This window comes from Vibrio orientalis CIP 102891 = ATCC 33934, from assembly GCF_000176235.1.
In the GTDB taxonomy this organism is placed as follows: Bacteria; Pseudomonadota; Gammaproteobacteria; order Enterobacterales; family Vibrionaceae; genus Vibrio; species Vibrio orientalis.
The window spans coordinates 519,161-536,655 of record NZ_ACZV01000004.1; the positions used below are offsets into that span (position 1 = coordinate 519,161).

At 43.0% G+C, this 17,495-nt stretch carries 22 protein-coding genes; 15 read left to right on the top strand and 7 right to left on the bottom strand.

Annotation, left to right across the window (positions count from 1 at the left end; all coding sequences use genetic code 11):
* Window positions 1-29 precede the first annotated feature (29 nt).
* Together VIA_RS05830 and VIA_RS05835 are read left to right on the top strand one after the other, a co-directional pair.
* Window positions 30-722: an aspartate/glutamate racemase family protein gene (locus VIA_RS05830; protein WP_004411641.1), complete on the top strand. Its 693-nt coding sequence runs from the start codon at window positions 30-32 to the stop codon at window positions 720-722.
* Window positions 722-1,891 carry an MFS transporter gene (locus VIA_RS05835; protein WP_004411642.1) on the top strand — a complete coding sequence of 390 codons (1,170 nt, stop codon included), beginning with the start codon at window positions 722-724 and terminating at the stop codon, window positions 1,889-1,891. Before VIA_RS05830 ends, VIA_RS05835 begins: the two co-directional genes overlap by 1 nt.
* Window positions 1,892-1,974: 83 nt before the next feature.
* On the opposite strand, the gene VIA_RS05840 is transcribed toward VIA_RS05835, so the two are convergent.
* On the bottom strand, window positions 1,975-2,160 hold the full coding sequence (locus VIA_RS05840) for a hypothetical protein (RefSeq protein WP_004411643.1): 186 nt from the start codon (window positions 2,158-2,160) through the stop codon (window positions 1,975-1,977).
* Between the two features lie 177 nt (window positions 2,161-2,337).
* Complete coding sequence (locus tag VIA_RS05845) at window positions 2,338-3,996, bottom strand: FAD-dependent oxidoreductase (protein ID WP_004411644.1); 1,659 nt, start codon at window positions 3,994-3,996, stop codon at window positions 2,338-2,340.
* Window positions 3,997-4,190: 194 nt separating this feature from the next.
* Here VIA_RS05845 and VIA_RS05850 point away from each other — a divergent pair, with 194 nt between their 5' ends.
* Genes VIA_RS05850 through VIA_RS05860 form a run of 3 tightly spaced genes read left to right on the top strand, consistent with a single transcriptional unit; the run spans window position 4,191 to window position 5,365 of the window.
* Window positions 4,191-4,490, top strand: a complete 300-nt coding sequence (locus tag VIA_RS05850) for an ArsR/SmtB family transcription factor (protein ID WP_004411645.1) — start codon at window positions 4,191-4,193, stop codon at window positions 4,488-4,490.
* Window positions 4,483-4,899 (top strand): YeeE/YedE family protein, encoded by a 417-nt coding sequence (locus VIA_RS05855; protein WP_004411649.1) that lies wholly within the window; start codon window positions 4,483-4,485, stop codon window positions 4,897-4,899. Before VIA_RS05850 ends, VIA_RS05855 begins: the two co-directional genes overlap by 8 nt.
* Window positions 4,900-4,909: 10 nt before the next feature.
* Window positions 4,910-5,365, top strand: coding sequence for a YeeE/YedE family protein (locus VIA_RS05860; protein ID WP_004418031.1), 456 nt, complete (start codon window positions 4,910-4,912; stop codon window positions 5,363-5,365).
* Here VIA_RS05860 and VIA_RS05865 read toward each other — a convergent pair.
* Window positions 5,358-6,236: an endonuclease/exonuclease/phosphatase family protein gene (locus tag VIA_RS05865; protein WP_004411653.1), complete on the bottom strand. Its 879-nt coding sequence runs from the start codon at window positions 6,234-6,236 to the stop codon at window positions 5,358-5,360. The two genes, VIA_RS05860 and VIA_RS05865, sit on opposite strands and share 8 nt — an antisense overlap.
* A gap of 299 nt (window positions 6,237-6,535) precedes the next feature.
* On the opposite strand from VIA_RS05865, the gene nrdD reads away from it, so the two are divergent.
* The 5 genes from nrdD to VIA_RS05890 all read left to right on the top strand — a co-directional run bounded on the left by nrdD (window position 6,536) and on the right by VIA_RS05890 (window position 11,847).
* Window positions 6,536-8,656 (top strand): anaerobic ribonucleoside-triphosphate reductase, encoded by a 2,121-nt coding sequence (gene nrdD, locus VIA_RS05870; RefSeq protein WP_004411655.1) that lies wholly within the window; start codon window positions 6,536-6,538, stop codon window positions 8,654-8,656.
* A 76-nt stretch (window positions 8,657-8,732) separates the two neighbouring features.
* Complete coding sequence (nrdG, locus tag VIA_RS05875) at window positions 8,733-9,200, top strand: anaerobic ribonucleoside-triphosphate reductase-activating protein (RefSeq protein ID WP_004411656.1); 468 nt, start codon at window positions 8,733-8,735, stop codon at window positions 9,198-9,200.
* A gap of 161 nt (window positions 9,201-9,361) precedes the next feature.
* Entirely contained in the window at window positions 9,362-10,543 is a 1,182-nt protein-coding gene (locus VIA_RS05880; RefSeq protein WP_004411657.1) for an amino acid aminotransferase, read from the top strand.
* Window positions 10,544-10,598: 55 nt separating this feature from the next.
* A complete protein-coding gene (locus tag VIA_RS05885) occupies window positions 10,599-11,249 on the top strand; it encodes an ATP-dependent zinc protease family protein (protein WP_004411658.1) in 651 nt (216 codons plus the stop codon).
* Between the two features lie 211 nt (window positions 11,250-11,460).
* On the top strand, window positions 11,461-11,847 hold the full coding sequence (locus tag VIA_RS05890; RefSeq protein ID WP_004411659.1) for an NUDIX hydrolase: 387 nt from the start codon (window positions 11,461-11,463) through the stop codon (window positions 11,845-11,847).
* 87 nt (window positions 11,848-11,934) lie between these two features.
* Here the strand turns inward: VIA_RS05890 and bamJ are convergent, their stop codons facing one another.
* Window positions 11,935-12,408 (bottom strand): BamJ family beta-barrel-assembly machinery protein, encoded by a 474-nt coding sequence (bamJ, locus tag VIA_RS05895; RefSeq protein ID WP_004411665.1) that lies wholly within the window; start codon window positions 12,406-12,408, stop codon window positions 11,935-11,937.
* Window positions 12,409-12,425: 17 nt separating this feature from the next.
* A complete protein-coding gene (locus tag VIA_RS05900) occupies window positions 12,426-13,046 on the bottom strand; it encodes a thiol:disulfide interchange protein DsbA/DsbL (protein WP_004411666.1) in 621 nt (206 codons plus the stop codon).
* 263 nt (window positions 13,047-13,309) lie between these two features.
* Here VIA_RS05900 and VIA_RS05905 point away from each other — a divergent pair, with 263 nt between their 5' ends.
* A complete protein-coding gene (locus VIA_RS05905) occupies window positions 13,310-13,927 on the top strand; it encodes an OmpA family protein (RefSeq protein ID WP_004411667.1) in 618 nt (205 codons plus the stop codon).
* A 76-nt stretch (window positions 13,928-14,003) separates the two neighbouring features.
* Here the strand turns inward: VIA_RS05905 and VIA_RS05910 are convergent, their stop codons facing one another.
* Both VIA_RS05910 and VIA_RS05915 read right to left on the bottom strand, forming a co-directional pair.
* On the bottom strand, window positions 14,004-14,249 hold the full coding sequence (locus VIA_RS05910) for a YgjV family protein (protein WP_004411668.1): 246 nt from the start codon (window positions 14,247-14,249) through the stop codon (window positions 14,004-14,006).
* 287 nt (window positions 14,250-14,536) lie between these two features.
* Complete coding sequence (locus VIA_RS05915) at window positions 14,537-14,854, bottom strand: DUF496 family protein (RefSeq protein WP_004411669.1); 318 nt, start codon at window positions 14,852-14,854, stop codon at window positions 14,537-14,539.
* Window positions 14,855-15,040: 186 nt separating this feature from the next.
* Here VIA_RS05915 and VIA_RS05920 point away from each other — a divergent pair, with 186 nt between their 5' ends.
* The 4 genes from VIA_RS05920 to VIA_RS05935 all read left to right on the top strand — a co-directional run bounded on the left by VIA_RS05920 (window position 15,041) and on the right by VIA_RS05935 (window position 17,468).
* Complete coding sequence (locus VIA_RS05920; RefSeq protein WP_004411670.1) at window positions 15,041-15,232, top strand: hypothetical protein; 192 nt, start codon at window positions 15,041-15,043, stop codon at window positions 15,230-15,232.
* Window positions 15,233-15,268: 36 nt separating this feature from the next.
* Window positions 15,269-15,919 (top strand): YceH family protein, encoded by a 651-nt coding sequence (locus VIA_RS05925; protein ID WP_004411671.1) that lies wholly within the window; start codon window positions 15,269-15,271, stop codon window positions 15,917-15,919.
* Window positions 15,919-16,233, top strand: a complete 315-nt coding sequence (locus tag VIA_RS05930) for a GIY-YIG nuclease family protein (RefSeq protein ID WP_004411672.1) — start codon at window positions 15,919-15,921, stop codon at window positions 16,231-16,233. The genes VIA_RS05925 and VIA_RS05930 overlap by 1 nt, the downstream gene beginning before the upstream one ends.
* A 74-nt stretch (window positions 16,234-16,307) precedes the next feature.
* Window positions 16,308-17,468 carry a conjugal transfer protein TraF gene (locus VIA_RS05935; protein ID WP_004416617.1) on the top strand — a complete coding sequence of 387 codons (1,161 nt, stop codon included), beginning with the start codon at window positions 16,308-16,310 and terminating at the stop codon, window positions 17,466-17,468.
* Window positions 17,469-17,495 lie beyond the last annotated feature (27 nt).

Below are 17,495 nucleotides of genomic sequence, written 5' to 3' on the forward strand. Positions count from 1 at the left end.
TTGTAACAAATAAACGTGAGGATGAAGGGATGAAAACGATAGGGATCATTGGCGGTATGAGTTGGGAGTCTACAGCTGAGTACTATAAGCAGCTTAACGAAGGCGTAAAACAACAAAAAGGCGGACTGCATTCTGCGAAGATCATCCTCAACAGCGTCGACTTTGCAGAGATAGAAGTATTACAGCGTAGCGGTGAGTGGGATAAAAGCGCCGCGTTACTGTGTGATGTTGCTCAATCGGTCGAACGAGCAGGCGCAGACTTTGTTTTGATTGCGACTAATACAATGCATAAGGTCGCTGAACAAGTCGAAGAAGCGATATCTATCCCACTGCTTCATATTGCTGATACTACAGGCGAAGTATTAGTTGAAAAAGGCATTACCAAAGTTGGTCTACTAGGTACCGCATTTACAATGGAAGAAGCCTTTTACAAGCAACGTTTGAGTGACAAGTTCGGAATCGAAGTTGTTGTTCCAAATGGTGTGCAGAGAAGATTGGTGCATGATGTTATCTATAACGAACTCTGCCTCGGTAAGGCCAATCGTCGTTCAAAAGATGATTTTCATACCATTATTAGTGACCTTGCCGAACGCGGAGCACAGGGCGTGATTTTAGGCTGTACCGAGATCGGAATGTTAGTCTCGCAAGATGAAACGGATACGCCACTATTTGATACGGTTGAGATTCATGCACTGGCTGCTGTACAAGAGGCACTTCGTTAATGAATCGTAATGTATGGTTGTTGTCTCTTTGCCAAGCGTTATTAATGACTGGCAATATACTGCTTATCTCGGTGATTGGCCTTGTCGGTAAAGCGATAGCGCCAAGTTCAAGCCTTATCACTTTGCCAGTCGCATTACAGTTTTTAGGTTTAATGAGTGCCACGATTCCCGCTTCTCTGATTATGGGGAAGCTTGGCCGAAGAAAAGGTTTTAGCATAGGTAATCTTATTGGTATTTTTGGGGCAAGTGTTGCGACTTACGCTTTGTCTCAAGAGATGTTTTACCTATTTTGTGTCGGCACATTCCTTCTAGGGATCGGTATTGGTTTTGGGACGCTTTATCGATTCGCTGCGATAGAAGTGTGCGATGAGAGTGCAAGGCATAGAGCGATTTCGATTTCTATGGCTGGTGGGGTATTAGCAGCAATACTCGGACCCAATTTAGCTATCTATTCACAGCAGTGGTCGGCTGATGGTTTATATGTTGGCGCGTTTATGGCGCTAATAGGGTTGAATATTTTAGCATTATGCCTTCTCCAGACAATTCAGTTTCCGCCAACTCACGAACATCACCAGCATGCGCAGCCAGAACCATTGTTAGAGATTGTTAAAGCGCCTAATTTTATGCTGGCAGTATTCGCGGCCATGGTGGCGTATGCGGTGATGAATATTCTGATGACCGCGACGCCCTTAGCCATGATTGGTTGCGGATTTGATTTTGAAAAAGCGGCAGGCGTAATTGAATGGCATGTACTGGGCATGTTCGTTCCGGCGTTTTTCACCGGCCGTTTAATTGAACGCTTTGGTGCAAGGAATATGATTATATCTGGTGGTATTTTGTTTGTGCTATGTATTGCTATTAACATTCATGGCCAATCAATCTGGCACTTCAGCTTGGCTCTTATTCTGCTCGGTGTTGGTTGGAACTTTATGTTTATTGCTGCGACAGGACTATTTAGCCAGTCTTATTCACCACGTAACAAGTCTAAAGCACAAGCGTTCAATGAATTCTTTGTCTTTAGCTGCGTGACAGTCACGGCGCTGTTATCAGGTTGGCTTGAATCTACAGTTGGGTGGGAGATGATGAATATTTACGTATTACCGTTTGTATTGGTCGTGTTGGCACTATTTGGAGTAAACACATTCAGATCACGACAATCTATCGCTTAGGTAAGAAAGGTTATTGCTGTATCAAATAAAGGGCTGCATGTTGTAGCCCTTTTGCTTTTATTGAATTCATCCTGGGAGGAGGGTTATTTAAGATTGTGTTGAATGAGCTCAATAAGTTCGTTTTCAGTTTCAGGCATTTTTTTTAGCTCTACTGCACATGACGCGCCACCTTTAAGCATGTAAGCACTGGTTGTGCAGTGATCATGGTGAAACCACTTTCCATCAATACATACATCTGTATAACAGCGAGGGTCTTGTTTCAATTCCATAATTCAATCCTTTGTTAAAGAGTTATTAACACATAGTCAACATAACCTTGTTTTTGGTATGGTTAATTGATTTAGATCAATTTTGTTTGGCCTATATACCAAGGTAGTAGTGATATTGGCCACAAGTTATGGCTAGAAAAAAGGGAGCGATAAGCTCCCAAAGTACGGTGTTGTTGATTACGCCTGGGCGAATAAGTAAGTGCGATAACCGCCAATAAGATTTTTGGCTTTGTATCCATTGTTGACCAGTTGCCTATAAGCGACGTTGCCTCGTAGACCCACCTGACAGTAGATCACTATCTCTTTGTCCTTCGGTAGCTCGTCCATACGTTGACGTAGCTGATCGACCGGTATATTGATTGCGCCTGCAATGAAGCCGACATTTTTCAGTTCTCCAGGATTACGAACATCGAGAAGAATCTGATCATCAGTGAGATTGGTTATCTCATCATAATGTATCGCAGTTGCATCACCTTTGATGAGGTTGTTTGCAACAAAAGCGGCTTGGTTGATGACATCTTTCGCACTGCCGTACGGAGGCGCATAAGTCAGCTCCAAGTGCTGAAGCTGCTCGACAGTCATTCCGGCGCGTTGAGCAACGGCCATAACGTCGATTCGTTTATCTATGCCATCTTTACCAACAGCTTGCGCTCCTAAAATCTTGCCTGATTTAGGGTCAAACAGCATCTTAAATGAAACGATCTCTGCACCTGGATAGTAACTCGCATGGCTAGCAGTATGTACGTAGACCTTCTCATAGATTACGCCATCGCGTTTAAGCTGCTTCTCATTCTTGCCCGTTGAGGCAACAGCAAGATCGAATACTTTGCAAATTGCGGTCCCTTGCGTTCCTTGATACGTCTCATCTCTTCCAAGCATATTATCTGCGGCCATACGACCTTGGCGATTCGCTGGACCTGCAAGTGGCACAAGCGTGCGATTACCTGTAACAAAGTCTTGCTCTTCAACCGCGTCGCCAACTGCATAGATAGATGGATCACTGGTTTGCATTGAAGGGGTAGTATAGATACCACCTAATTCGCCAATCTGTAGTCCCGCTTGTTGAGCCAGTTGTATTTCTGGGCGAACACCAATTGCCATAATCAAAATATCGGTTTCTAACTGCTGACCATTGTTCAATGTAAGCAACAGGTTTTCTTGCTCATTAGTAGACTGATATTCGACTGATTCTAGAGCGACGCCAAGTTGCAGGTCTATGCCCTTATGTTTAATTTCAGCGTGAACAAAACCAGCCATCTCTCGGTCAACTGGGGTCATGACTTGATCGGCCATTTCAATGAGCGAGGTATTAATACCTAAGGCGTGAAAAGCTTCCATCATTTCCAAACCGATAAAACCACCACCAACAACGGTGGCATGAGCGACCTGTTTGGTTTTTAAGGTGTTAAGGATTCGATCCATATCAGGAATGTTGCGAAGAGAGTGGGTAAGCGGGTTATCGATGCCAGCAATGGGAGGGACGATAGGTGACGCACCTGGGCTCAATAGTAGGAAGTCGTAGCCTTCATCATATTCCGAACCATCAAGTAGGTTCTTAACCGTAATTGTTTTGGCATGTCGATTTATCGCGATGACTTCGTGCATAACTCTTACGTCAACGTTGAAACGAGCTAAAAAACTTTCCGGAGTTTGCAGTAACAGCTTGTCACGATCTTGGATTTCTCCACCAATATGGTAAGGGAGACCACAATTGGCAAATGAAACGAACGGTCCTCGTTCAAACATAATGATTTCGGCTTCTTCACTTAAACGACGTGCTCTTGCAGCAGCAGAGGCGCCGCCAGCTACGCCTCCAACAATCAAAATCTTAGTCATCAATCGCTCCTTTCAACGTTTATATGATGAGGTAGTGCATCCACTATAAAAACATTAATTAGTAATGTCTAATGTTAATTCATCTAATTACGAAATTGCTAATTTAGTATTGACTAATTTAAATTGATTAGTAAACTCTAATGTAAGTTCCAGTTGTAGGAGGCTGAGATTTGCAAGTTATAGAATTAAACAAAATGCAGAGTAACGTACTTGAGGCGTCCGAACTGCTTAGAGTCATGGCACATCCTGAAAGGTTGATGGTTTTATGTCAGCTAACTCAGGGGGAAATGGGAGTTGGTGAGCTACAAGACCAATCCACTCTTAGTCAGTCTGCTTTTTCACAGCATTTGACGGTACTGAGAAAGCATCGTCTTATCTCTGCTCGTAAATCATCACAGCAAGTGTTCTATTCGCTGTCAGATCCGCGTGTAGAGCAGCTAATTACTACATTACACAGTGTGTTCTGTGACTCTGAGGAGAAGGTCAATGTTTGATTCGGTTCCTTGGATGTCACTACTAGGAGGGATGCTCTTAGGTGTGTCGGCGCTTTTGTTGATGTTGGTCAATGGAAAAACTGCGGGAATTAGCGGCGTTGTGAATGGGCTCATTACACCAATGAAAGGTAATGTGCAGTGGCGTTTGCTATTTGTAGGAGGGATGATTGTTGGTGGTGCTATTGCATTGAAAATATTTGGAATTGTGTCTCCTGACTTTGCTCAAATTCCCTTCGTTGCTTTGGTCGTTGGTGGATTATTAGTGGGCTTTGGAACTAGGGTGGCGAACGGGTGTACAAGTGGGCATGGAATATGCGGAATTGGGCGTCTATCCAAACGGTCTGTCATCGCGACATTGGTATTTATGGTGACTGCTGCGGTTACTGTTTATCTACGTTTGCATCTATAAGGGGCGAAACATGAAGAAATTAATGGTTACCTTAACGCCTCTTATCAGCGGCCTATTGTTTGGTATGGGCATGTCACTGTCCGGCATGATCGACCCGCAAAAGGTGATTGGCTTTTTAGATGTTACTGGTAGTTGGGATCCGAGTTTAGCATTCGTGATGGGCGGAGCTTTGGCGGTGTTTATGCCAGCCTACTTTCTCGTTATTAAGCCAAGAACGGTGAGCGTCAGCCAAGATCAGATTTCAACACCGTCAAGTTCTCAAGTTGATACGCGATTGATCGTTGGCTCGGCGTTATTTGGTATTGGTTGGGGCACAGCTGGAATATGCCCCGGACCGGCGGTCTCAAGTGTATGGTTTGGTGGCTATCCAGTCGTGCTCTTTTTATCAACGATGATATTGGGTTCTCTGTTAGCCAAGCAATTTTTGAACCGCAGAGACTCGGTGAAAATTGCCAAAGCTACTTAATGCTCACCGAGATAGGGCAGTGGTCGCTCATTTGACGATTAAGAACATCGTCGACCTTATAGAGGTTCTGCTTAGGTGAATGAAATCCAAGATCACTGCTGACAATGATATGGTCGATTAGAGATTTGAACTGGTGGGTTTTGTTAGGGTTATTCCGAGACTTAACCTTACAGTTCGCTTTGGTCATTTTCGTTGCTAATGTTGCGTCGGTGCCCTGTGAAATGCCTTTCCACAACCAGTCTCCGTTGTAACTAAGATTGTGATTAAAATCTCCAAGGATGACATAAGCGTCATTATTCTTTTCACGTTCTTTTATCCACTTGTTGAGCTGTTGACCTTGAACCTTAAGAGTTCGGCACGCTTTACTGCCATTATATGCACCTGAACAACGCGCTTTTAAATGGACCGACAGAGCATGGATTGGCTGTTGCGAGTTTGGGTGTAGCATGACGTAGCTAGCAAACCTCAACTTACTGTTAGGTGATCTATCCAGCTTGATATCAGGCATATCTTTTACTGCTATCCCTTTTCTAATCGCAAAACCAGTGTACTGATTTATATCGCTGAATTGATGGCGTTGATTGTCGGCGTTTGAACGATGGGAAAAAAAAAATTGGTAATCACTGCCGATGACTTTCGTTAAAGCCTGTTTATCATTGACCTCTTGAAACGCCAAAATGTCGCTTTCCATAGATGAGAAGTGGTGATGCAAAGATTGGTAGTCCTGATCATATCTCTGAGAGGGTTTAAACTTGCTAGATGGTGTACTGCTCAACCACTCTAAATTCCAAGCTGAGTAAAGCGTATCCGCATAACTGTTAAATGATCCTAATAAAGCGAGGACACTAATAATTGGCCATGTTTTTTGCATAATAGTTGACGTAATGTTTCGAATTCTATTGCAACCTTTATCCTATAAGTCATCGCAAAAAATCAAGTCTCAAATGCGCCATTTTTGCAATTTTCACGAATTACTTTGTAACTTGGATCTATGCCACCAAGATTGATTTGATCTTGAGCTAGGCTCTCTTTTTATTGATCGAAATCAATACTTTTAGCAGTGTCATTTCGTTAAATACGCCACAACATCTTGTGTCAGCTAAATAATAAATCGCCTATATAGTGTATTTGTGGATAACTCTGTGAGTATGCTTAGGGTAAGGAGAATCAGTGAAACCAATCGTAATCAAGCGTGATGGGTCGAGAGCACCATTTAGTCGAGACCGTATCCAAGCAGCAGTGGAAGCAGCGGCGGATCACAATAGTCAAGAGATCGCTATTTATGCCCTAAATGTGGCATTAGCAGTTGAACTCAAGCTACAAGATCGCGATGAAGTTGAGATCACTGAAGTCCAGAGCCTTGTTGAAGACGAATTGATGCAAGGTCCATACAAAGGGCTAGCACGTTCATACATTGAATACCGTCATGACCGTGATACTGCGCGTGAGAAACAGAGCGCGTTGACGCAAGAGATCGAAGGTTTGATCGAAGAGAGTAACTTAGATCTTATTAACGAAAATGCCAACAAAGACGGTAAAGTGATTCCGACCCAGCGCGACTTACTTGCGGGTATCGTTGCTAAACATTATGCGAAAACTCACATTTTGCCGCGTGATATTGTTCAGGCACACGAACAGGGTGATATTCACTATCACGATCTGGATTATGCACCATTCTTCCCGATGTTTAACTGTATGTTGATTGACCTACAGGGCATGCTGACACGTGGCTTTAAGATGGGTAATGCTGAGATTGATACTCCGAAATCAATCTCTACTGCGACAGCGGTAACGGCGCAAATCATTGCACAAGTAGCAAGCCATATTTACGGCGGTACTACGATCAACCGTATTGATGAAGTGTTAGAGCCGTATGTTATGACGAGCTACGATAAGCACTTTGAGATTGCTCAAGAATGGAATATTCCTGATGCGGAAGCTTTTGCTACTGCTCGCACTGAAAAAGAGTGTTATGACGCTTTCCAATCACTTGAGTATGAAGTAAACACGTTACATACCGCAAATGGTCAGACTCCTTTTGTTACTTTTGGCTTTGGTCTTGGTACGAGTTGGGCATCTCGTCTGATTCAGCAATCGATTCTTAAGAACCGTATTGCTGGTCTTGGTAAAAACCGTAAAACCGCTGTATTCCCAAAACTTGTCTTTGGTATTAAAGATGGTCTGAACCACAAAGCGGAAGATCCAAACTACGACATTAAGAAGCTTGCGCTTGAGTGTGCTTCTAAACGTATGTACCCAGATATTCTTAACTACGACAAAGTCGTTGAAATTACCGGTTCGTTTAAAACTCCGATGGGCTGTCGATCATTCCTTGGTACCTACGAAGAAAATGGTGAACTGGTACATGAAGGCCGTAACAACCTTGGTGTTGTGAGCCTGAACTTGCCACGAATTGCGATTCAAGCCAAAGGTAGTGAAGCTAAGTTCTACGAACTGCTTGATAGTAAGTTAAAGCTCGCACGACGTGCATTAGAAACGCGTATTACACGCCTTGAAAACGTGAAAGCACGTGTAGCGCCAATTCTTTACATGGAAGGGGCATGCGGTGTTCGTCTGAAAGCCGATGACTCTATTTCGGATATCTTTAAACACGGCCGCGCATCTATCTCGTTGGGTTACATTGGTATCCACGAAACCGTTAACGCACTGTTTGGTACAGAAGCACATGTTTACGATGATGCGGTTCTACGTGAAAAAGCGGTTGGCATCATCAAGCATATGAAAGAAGCGGTAAACTCGTGGACTGACGAAACAGGTTATGGCTTTAGCCTATATGGCACGCCAAGTGAAAACTTATGCAGCCGTTTCTGCCGTATCGACAACAAAGAGTTTGGTGTGATTAAAGGTGTGACTGATAAAGGTTACTACACCAACAGCTTCCACTTAGACGTTGAAAAGAAAGTAAACCCATACGATAAGATTGACTTTGAGATGCCATATCCAGAAATCTCAAGCGGTGGCTTTATTTGTTACGGTGAATTTCCGAACATGCAGCGCAACGTTGAAGCGTTAGAAAACGTCTGGGATTACAGCTACAGCCGCGTACCGTATTACGGTACTAATACTCCGATTGATGAGTGTTACGAATGTGGTTATAACGGCGAATTCGATTGTACCAGCAAGGGCTTTACGTGTCCGAGTTGTGGTAATCACGATTCAACCAAAGTGTCGGTAACCCGCCGAGTATGTGGTTACCTAGGCAGCCCAGATGCACGTCCGTTTAACTTCGGTAAGCAAGAAGAAGTTAAGCGTCGAGTGAAGCACCTTTAAGCGCTTACTTCCACACTCATACTTTGAAAATCAACCTGTAATGGGTTGATTTTCTTTTCGTCGATAAGGACTCTCCATGAACTACCACCAATACTATCCGATTGATGTTGTAAATGGCCCGGGTACGCGCTGCACACTGTTTGTATCAGGTTGTGTGCATCAATGTCGTGGCTGTTATAACCAATCGACTCAGCGATTAGACTCTGGTGTTTATTTCACTCAAGAAGCTGAAGACCAAATCATTGCAGACTTGAATGATACTCGGATTAAAAAGCGTGGCTTGTCGTTATCGGGTGGTGATCCTTTGCATCCTGCGAATGTAGCGGACATATTGAAGCTTGTTAAACGTGTCAGAACTGAGTGTCCAGGGAAAGACATTTGGGTTTGGACCGGCTACACATTAAGTGAACTTGATGAGGCGCAAAGAGAAGTCGTTGAATATATCGATGTCCTGATTGATGGTAAGTTTGAGCAAGACAAGAAAGACCTGAATTTGGAGTGGCGGGGCAGTTCAAACCAAATCATTCATACGTTCAAGCTCTAGCAATGTTACCTCTTATAGAAAAGCTGAAGATGTTGCGTGTATGTTAAATTTTACAGCTTTTAATTCTGATTTGCGCTTGGTCGCTAAAATTTGTTTCTGAATTTATAAGTTAGATGATAACGTGTCAGCCGTTACTTGAATTTCAAAGGGTTATGACTTTCATGTTTTCTAATCTACCAACTCCAGTATTAGATCCTATTTTATCTCTTTCCGTTGCATACCGTAACGATGAACGCACCAACAAGGTTGACCTTGGCATTGGTGTTTATAAGAACAGCGCGGGCGAAACGCCAGTCATGAAAGCCATCCAAATGGCACAAGACGTTGTTGTTGCAAATCAAAAAACCAAGTCTTATGTTGGTCTTGCCGGTTGTGAAGAATTCAACCAAAGCATGATCGACCTTCTTTTGACAGGTACGTCGGCAACCGATCGCGTTGCTGCAATCCAAACGCCTGGTGCGAGTGGTGCACTCCGTATGCTGGGTGACTTGATGAAAGTTGCACAGCCAGATACGACCGTTTGGATCTCGAATCCAAGCTATGTTAACCATAAACCAGTCATGGAAGCGGCAGGCCTTAAAGTTAAGTTCTACCATTACTTCTCTCCAGAGACTAAGCAAGTTGACACTGCTAAGATGCTAGAAGATCTTTCAAAAGCAGGTCCATCTGATGTTGTATTACTTCATGGCTGTTGTCACAACCCAACAGGGGCAGACATCGACTTTGAAGCATGGCAAGCAATCACGGCGTTATCACAGAAAAATGGGTTTACTCCATTTGTAGATATTGCCTATCAAGGCTTTGGTGACGGACTAGAAGATGATGCAAAAGGTCTTCGTCACATGGCCGACAACGTAGAAGAAATGCTGATCACAACATCGTGTTCGAAAAACTTCGGTCTATATCGTGAGCGTACCGGCGCGGCAATTGTTATTGGCAAATCTCAGCAAGATGTCGGAAATGCCAAAGGTAAGCTTCTTACGCTAGCACGTTCTACATACACTATGCCACCTGATCACGGCGCAGCACTAGTGAAAACCATCCTACAAAATCAAGAGCTAACGACCGTTTGGAAGCAAGAGTTGAGTGAAATGCAACAACGCTTGTTAAACTTGCGTCAGACTTTGTGTAATGAATTGAGAAATACCCACAATACTTCACAATTCGACTTTATTGAAAGCCACAAAGGCATGTTTACTGTGCTAGGCTTTACGCAAGACCAAATGACGCAACTCCGTGAAGAATATGGTATTTATGGGGTAGGCGATGGTCGTATTAATATCGCGGGCCTGACTGAAAAGGACATCCCTTACGTAGCCGAAGCGATTATCAAAGTATCTTAAATATAATGGGGCGCGATGCGTCCCTTATGTTGTTTTGTCGAGATTAGGTGGTCGAATGAATAAACCATGGAAAGTGCTGATTCCAATTATGTTAAGCGGTGGCTTAATGGCATGTTCCACAACGGGTCCAGCGCCAGTAGAGCCGGAACAAAAGCCTGTTATTGAAGAGCCGGTCATTGAGCCGGAGGTTGAACAGCCAAAGGAAGAGGTTGTTGAGCCTGTTAAGCCGGAGCCAACGAAACCTAAAGAGCCAGTCGTTGAAGTTCAAGCAAAGAAAACGTCCGATGGTAAGTTACTATTAGGCGAAGAAGAGTGGGTATACGTTCCAGGACTACAACAAAGCTTTAAATCACGCGTAGACACAGGAGCCACGACTTCTTCAATTAGCGCTGTTGATGTTATTCCGTTTGAGCGAGATGGAAAAGACTGGGTTAAGTTTAAAATTGAACATGACGGAGTGAAGAGCAAAGAAATTGCGCTTCCTGTTAAACGTTGGGTGAAAATTAGACAGTCTAGTACAGAAGGAACGCACAAGCGTGCCGTCGTTGAAGCATGGATTCAACTTGGTGACTTGAAAGAGAAAACCGATTTTACACTAGCAGATCGAACGCATCTTTCGTTCCCGCTTCTACTAGGGCGTAGCTTTTTCAAAGATGTTGCTGTTGTCGATGTGAGCAAGAAATTCGTTCAAGATAAACACAAATAACCTGCTTATGTTCTAGATACAAAACCAGCACGATGATCATGTGCTGGTTTTTTTATTTCCAGATCATACTTTTGCGACGCATATCTGCATACTCTTTGTCCATAGGTTACTATTTGCACGTTTAGTCGGTCCCTTAAGGCGCTTGCGTTCCCCTACATAAAAATCTAACGCGCAGGCTGTACGTACAAATAAAATAATAAGGAATATGGATATGAAACACTTGTCTAAGGCTATTGTTGTGCAAGATGGCAAAGTTTTGGTTCAAGAGACTGTAAAGTCATCAAGTGGGGCTAAAGTCATCGACTTTCCACTTGGGCGAGTTAGCGACAATGAGTCAGCAACCGATGCGGCGCGTAAGCTCATTGTAGAATCTGACTCGAATAATGTTCAACATGCTGCGACATTCAGTGGCGTTAACGAAAAAGGTGGTCGTACTTATTACGCGATCTTTAAAGCGGATGCTCAAGTAAAGTTGAAACTTGCTCAATCAGACATGCCGGAAAGTACGCGCTGGGTTGCGCCAAAAGATTTACCACTCAATGACTTTTATGCAGAAGATATCGATTTTATTAAGACGCATCTACCTCAATACAGTTAATAAACGATTCTGAATCGAATAAAAAAGCCAATCGAACCTAACGTCGATTGGCTTTTAAATTATTTGCCTTAGCTACAGAAGTGCTAGTTACTGAATTTCTAATAGTTCCACTTCAAAGATAAGTGCTGCTGCTGGTGGGATAGGGCCAGAGCCGTTTTTACCGTAAGCCAGTGGGCTAGGAATATAAAGACGGAACTTATCACCAACACTCATGTAGGTTAAACCTTCTTGCCAGCCCTTAATTACTTGATTCAATTTGAAGCTAATTGGTTGACCGCGTTCAACAGAGCTGTCAAATACAGTACCGTCAATCAAGGTACCGTGGTAATGAACTTTTACTTTACTGGTCGCAGTTGGGTGCTCAGTGCCTTCGCCTTTATGCAGCACTTCGTACTGAAGACCACTTTCAGTTGTGATAACACCTTGTTTTTTGGCGTTTTCAAGTAAGAAGGTTTGGCCAATCGCAAAGTTTTCTTCACCTGCTTTATGGTTAGTCCAAGTGCGGTAGATAAAAAATACTGCAAGAACGAAGATAATGATTGGGAAAATAATCTTAGACATAAATCCTTTCCGTCGAATTATGGTTGAGTAATAAGGAACTTGATGGTGTTAGCAATACCTTCAACGTCTTGGTGAGCACTCGTGTTCACGATGTATTTACCTTTAACCACGAAAGTAGGAACTGAGTTGATTTCACCTTTAGTGGTGATGTCATCCGCCAGTTGCATTGCTGCAAAAAGTTGCTTTTGTTGGTCTTCGTTGAAGTTATATGGGCTAGTTAGGTTTCTGCTTTCAAAAGCTTTATCGATCGCGATCTTCTTATCACCTAGTGATGCACCGTCACCCATCTGTGTCGCTGCGAACAGATCAAGCATCATGTCGTGATCCGGTTTTTTGCCCAATTGCATTTCAGCTGCGTAATAAATCATTGCGCCGATCTGAGCACTTTCATTGAAGGTTACGTGAACCTTGCCGATGCTTTCGCCGGTCAATTTCTCAATAGTAGGAATTTCGTTTTCCATCTTACGGCAATGGCCACAATTTAGAGAGAAGACTTCAGTAACAAGAGGTAGACGAAACGTAGCAAGATTCGCTGGCAGTTGTTGGTAATGGGTGCCTTCTTGTGGGGTTGTGCTTTCAGAACACCCAACAAGCAGTGTTGATAACGCAATGAGCGCGAAAGTAACAAGCTTTTTCATATTAGATTCTCATATCGGTACTACTGCTACGTGACAACAGTTAGACAGTAGTTCGTAAATAGTTAAGCAATTTTACTTTGTCCAAGTCAGAAGAGAAACAGCTAGGTTGCTGAATTTAGAATTAAAGTATGACTAATAATTAAAGCTGCGCAAAGATCAACACGCTCTAGCCCCACGAGTAAAAGATTTTCAGTTGGTAGGCTAAAGTCTTGGGAAATTGGCCGATATAGTTAAAGAACAGTAAAGGACTCACGGGTGAACGAATGAAGCGCTTGGTATTACCACTTATTTTAACATTGGCAGGCTGTAGCAATATGGCAGATGAGATAGCGATGCTCGGCAATGATATGCTTGATACAGCGCCACGCTCTGATTTTGATGTTAGACACCCAGAGTGGGGCACCCCAACGAATATCTCGCCTTCAGGAGTTAGAGGCCCGATGGGCCAGCAGCGCACTCAGAGCTATCACAATTTACAAAGTTTCTTGACCAGTAACGGCGTTGACTACGAGCTATTGCCTGGTAACCACGTAATGGTAAAGCTGAAAGACACCATTAAGTTTAATACTGGCTCCTCAAACGTATCACCTGACTCACAATACTGGCTTGATATGATGGGCAGTTATCTCGCAACTCAGCCGGGAATCGATATTGTTATCGATGGCCACGCAGACAGTACGGGTGCACCTACGTTTAACGACGGCCTTTCTATGAAGCGAGCGAGTGCCGTAAAGCGTCAGTTGGTACGTAATAACGTCGCGATGGATTCAATCTTTACTCGCGGGTATGGTGAGTATGTACCGGCTTGTAGCAATAAAACGAAAGCGGGAAAGGCGTGTAATCGCCGTGTAGAAGTGCTCTTTATTGTCTCAAACAATTAGATTTTACTGAGTAAAATCCATTAAAAAAGCCCAGAATAATCGCTATTCTGGGCTTTTTTGATAACTTTTTTGTTTGTTATGCGGCGCTTTTAACTTGATCGTCTTTTTTTTCGCTTTGCATCTTTGCTAGGAAATAAACGTTAACACACGCAATGAAGCCGTTAGTTACGACTACAGGCCAGGCATCAATCATAAGGCCGTATGCAGTAAACAATGCACAACCGATGAAGTTAAGAACACGTAGTTTCACAATGTCTTTCATCGTAAGTGAGATAGCGACCATGATAGACGCTGCATAACCTAGAATTTCAACCATATCCATAATTTGACCCTCTTAATTTTTGCCGAACGTTGTCGGTACCAATTCTTCTCTTCTTGAGATAACTGAGGAAGCTCCGTGCCTCGAATGGTCTAAATGATTAACTGAGACGAACTATAACAGGGCTAAATGTGTGATGAAAGCCCCAAAAATGTGAACGGTGAGGGTTAGCGATTACGCAAACGTTTTACGCACATTTTACTCAATAAATAACCAAACGTGTTGGTAGTAGGTCTCAAGAAAAAGCCCGCTGGTTACCGCGGGCTCTAAGAATACAGGTGAAACAAGAATTACTTCTTTTTACCTTGGATTACTTTATCTTCTTCAGTCAGTTCGCGGATACGGCGGCTGATGTCACGGCGCTCTTTAGAGATTTCAGCGCTCTTGATGATGTGATCATCAACGCGATCTTCGTAGTCAGCTTTCATGTTCTTGATAATGCCAACAATCTCGTCTGTGCTCATGTCTGAACTGATGTAATCAAGTAAGTTTTCTAGTAGGTCAACACGCTTACGGTTATCACGAACTTTCTTTTCGTTGTCGATAAGTTCACGTTTCAATTTATTTTTACGACGTGCTTCAGATACGATTTCAAATACACCGCTCATAAGTCTCTTTCCCTAATTTTTGGTTAACTGCTATCGATTAAATCACAACATCTACTGTGATAACAGTCTTTAGATCAATCATTACAATGTGTTGACGCTTTTCTAGCCAATCTACACCGAGACAATTGAGCCGTTGCGAGGAACGATATATGATTTGTCCATTGTTAGTTAATTTAAGCGCAAACAATGCGTACGTCTCAGATTGTCATTCCTCAACCTAAAGTAGCTCCTGAAGGTAAATCAAGTAAACTTGTTTCAGCGTACAAAAAGGAGCGGACTCAGCAAGAAATTACAGAAGTAGAGCTGAATCGCGGCAAAATTGTAATGATTGATGAGAATGGAGAGTTCAAGTCAATTCCAATTTTGGCTGAACATTAGTGGAACCACGTAACAATAATAAGATAAGGAAACGGTATGAATATTGAGCTTAACTCTATAGAGGCACGTGTTATCGGCTGCTTGATTGAGAAAGAAGTCACTACACCTGACTACTACCCGTTAACTCTCAATAGCTTAACAACAGCTTGTAATCAAAAGAGCAACCGAGAGCCAGTTATGGCACTGACGGATGCAGATGTGCAGCAGGCGGTAGATGAGTTAATTTCTCGCCGTTTAGTCAGCGATGAAAGTGGTTTTAACAGTCGTGCGAATAAGTTTCAGCATCGCTTTTGCAATACTGAGTTTGGTGACCTCAAATTGACCAAACAAGAGAAAGGCATTGTTTGCTGCTTGCTACTTCGTGGCGCGCAAACTCCGGGTGAGCTGAGAACACGTACCAACCGATTAGCTGACTTTGGTGACGTTAAAGAAGTAGAGGCTGTGCTTGATAACATGGCGTCTCGTGAAGAAGGGGCACTAGTGGTTAAACTTCCACGTGAAGCTGGTAAGCGTGAATCTCGCTACATGCACCTCTTTAGTGGCGAAGTTGATATCGAAGCGCTAGCTACTGCAGCACCAGTTTCATCTTCGGGCCATAGCCGAATCGAGCAGTTAGAACAAGAAGTTGAATCTCTTAAAGCAGAAATGGCAGAGTTACGTTCAATCGTAGAGCAGCTTCAAGCTTAATGAGTTCAACTGCTGATAAATCAATTTCGGGTTGGTATATCTATTTAATCCGAATGCAAAACAATGCGCTCTATTGCGGTATTACCACCAATGTAGAGCGTAGGTTTTCACAGCATCAAAGTGGTACTGGCGCAAAAGCCCTAAAAGGCAAAGGGCCTCTTGAATTAGTATGGTTTCATGGAGCCGGAAGCTCACGAAGTAGTGCATCTAAACTCGAATATAAAATCAAGCGTTTAAGCAAATGCGAAAAAGAAACACTTGTTTCAGGCGCAAAAGAACTCTCTGATTTGGTACAACTAGCACTAATTGACTAAAAAATACTCTAGATCTTAATATTTGTATTAACCTTGATAATGATAAGTACAAAACTTATAAGGTTAATAAGGATATGAATCAATTAAGTAAAATATCATTAGTGGTGGGTTGTCTCGGCTTTTCAACAGTGAGTATCGCAGCGAGCGTTATCGCTGATGGTCGAGGCAACGGTATGGGTAATACGGGTGTAACGAGTGCTGATTATCTTTTAGCTCCTTTCTATAACCCGGCATTAACTGCTGTACATCGTGATAGCGACACATTTGGTATTCTGGTGCCTGCGATTGGTGCCAATGTCCGTGATACCGACAATTCACTTGATACCATCGACACTCTACAAGATACCATTACAAGCTTTGAAAATAGTGGTAGTACAGATCCCGCCATTGCAACTCAGCTAAATGGTTATTTGACTGACTTATCGGACGATAAGCCATTAGCCGTAACTGGTGGAGTAGGGATAGCTGTCGCTATACCAATCAAGACATTATCAGCCAATATTTTTACGCGTGGCTACGCTGAAGTCGTTGCTGTCACTGCAATAGCGCCTGACAATGGTAACGGAGTCACTGACGTTACTACACGTTATGAAAACTCCGAAGTGGATATGATTGCTTTTGGCTACACTGAATTTGGCGTCGCACTTGCCAAACGTATGACCGTCCAAGGTCAAGATGTTTCATTTGGTGTGACTCCGAAATATCAACAACTCAAAACCTACAAACAAAACCTTTCCGTTGAAGATTTCGATGTCAGTGATTATGACGAAAGTGAAACGAAAGAGAATGCGTTTAACATGGATTTGGGTGCGGTTTGGTTTTATGAATCTTATCGAGTCGGTATTGCAGTCAAAGACCTTTTTTCCAAAAAAATTGATACCTTAAATGTAGGTAGTGGCGTGAGCACCTATAAGTTGGATACTCAGGTGACAGTATCAGGTTCTTACGCGATGGAATATTTTGTCGCTAGTGCGGACTTAGATCTCACCTCACAAGAGCGCTTCACAGACTTGAATGATGACACTCAGTATTTACGTCTGGGTATCGAAGGGAATGCATTTGGTTGGGCTCAATTGAGAGCCGGATACGAGATGGATCTTGAAAGTACGTTAGATGATTCTGTAACGCTCGGCATCGGAATCAGTCCTGGTGACTTAGTGAGCTTTGACCTAGCGGGAAGCTATGCAGGCAGTAACCAATACGGTCTTTCGGGTAATTTAGCTTTTACGTTCTAGACACTATACGGCATAATGGAAATTCTG

Excerpts from the sequence above, each read along its gene's own strand:
- nrdG (WP_004411656.1), top strand. The coding sequence starts at position 8,733 with ATGAACTACCACCAATACTATCCGATTGATGTTGTAAATGGCCCGGGT.
- VIA_RS05890 (WP_004411659.1), top strand. The coding sequence starts at position 11,461 with ATGAAACACTTGTCTAAGGCTATTGTTGTGCAAGATGGCAAAGTTTTG.
- VIA_RS05920 (WP_004411670.1), top strand. The coding sequence starts at position 15,041 with ATGCGTACGTCTCAGATTGTCATTCCTCAACCTAAAGTAGCTCCTGAA.
- VIA_RS05845 (WP_004411644.1), bottom strand. The coding sequence starts at position 3,996 with ATGACTAAGATTTTGATTGTTGGAGGCGTAGCTGGCGGCGCCTCTGCT.
- VIA_RS05830 (WP_004411641.1), top strand. The coding sequence starts at position 30 with ATGAAAACGATAGGGATCATTGGCGGTATGAGTTGGGAGTCTACAGCT.
- VIA_RS05930 (WP_004411672.1), top strand. The coding sequence starts at position 15,919 with ATGAGTTCAACTGCTGATAAATCAATTTCGGGTTGGTATATCTATTTA.
- VIA_RS05925 (WP_004411671.1), top strand. The coding sequence starts at position 15,269 with ATGAATATTGAGCTTAACTCTATAGAGGCACGTGTTATCGGCTGCTTG.
- VIA_RS05860 (WP_004418031.1), top strand. The coding sequence starts at position 4,910 with ATGAAGAAATTAATGGTTACCTTAACGCCTCTTATCAGCGGCCTATTG.
- VIA_RS05885 (WP_004411658.1), top strand. The coding sequence starts at position 10,599 with ATGAATAAACCATGGAAAGTGCTGATTCCAATTATGTTAAGCGGTGGC.
- VIA_RS05900 (WP_004411666.1), bottom strand. The coding sequence starts at position 13,046 with ATGAAAAAGCTTGTTACTTTCGCGCTCATTGCGTTATCAACACTGCTT.
- VIA_RS05905 (WP_004411667.1), top strand. The coding sequence starts at position 13,310 with ATGAAGCGCTTGGTATTACCACTTATTTTAACATTGGCAGGCTGTAGC.
- VIA_RS05910 (WP_004411668.1), bottom strand. The coding sequence starts at position 14,249 with ATGGATATGGTTGAAATTCTAGGTTATGCAGCGTCTATCATGGTCGCT.
- VIA_RS05865 (WP_004411653.1), bottom strand. The coding sequence starts at position 6,236 with ATGCAAAAAACATGGCCAATTATTAGTGTCCTCGCTTTATTAGGATCA.
- VIA_RS05850 (WP_004411645.1), top strand. The coding sequence starts at position 4,191 with ATGCAGAGTAACGTACTTGAGGCGTCCGAACTGCTTAGAGTCATGGCA.
- VIA_RS05840 (WP_004411643.1), bottom strand. The coding sequence starts at position 2,160 with ATGGAATTGAAACAAGACCCTCGCTGTTATACAGATGTATGTATTGAT.
- VIA_RS05855 (WP_004411649.1), top strand. The coding sequence starts at position 4,483 with ATGTTTGATTCGGTTCCTTGGATGTCACTACTAGGAGGGATGCTCTTA.
- VIA_RS05935 (WP_004416617.1), top strand. The coding sequence starts at position 16,308 with ATGAATCAATTAAGTAAAATATCATTAGTGGTGGGTTGTCTCGGCTTT.
- VIA_RS05835 (WP_004411642.1), top strand. The coding sequence starts at position 722 with ATGAATCGTAATGTATGGTTGTTGTCTCTTTGCCAAGCGTTATTAATG.
- VIA_RS05880 (WP_004411657.1), top strand. The coding sequence starts at position 9,362 with ATGTTTTCTAATCTACCAACTCCAGTATTAGATCCTATTTTATCTCTT.
- bamJ (WP_004411665.1), bottom strand. The coding sequence starts at position 12,408 with ATGTCTAAGATTATTTTCCCAATCATTATCTTCGTTCTTGCAGTATTT.
- VIA_RS05915 (WP_004411669.1), bottom strand. The coding sequence starts at position 14,854 with ATGAGCGGTGTATTTGAAATCGTATCTGAAGCACGTCGTAAAAATAAA.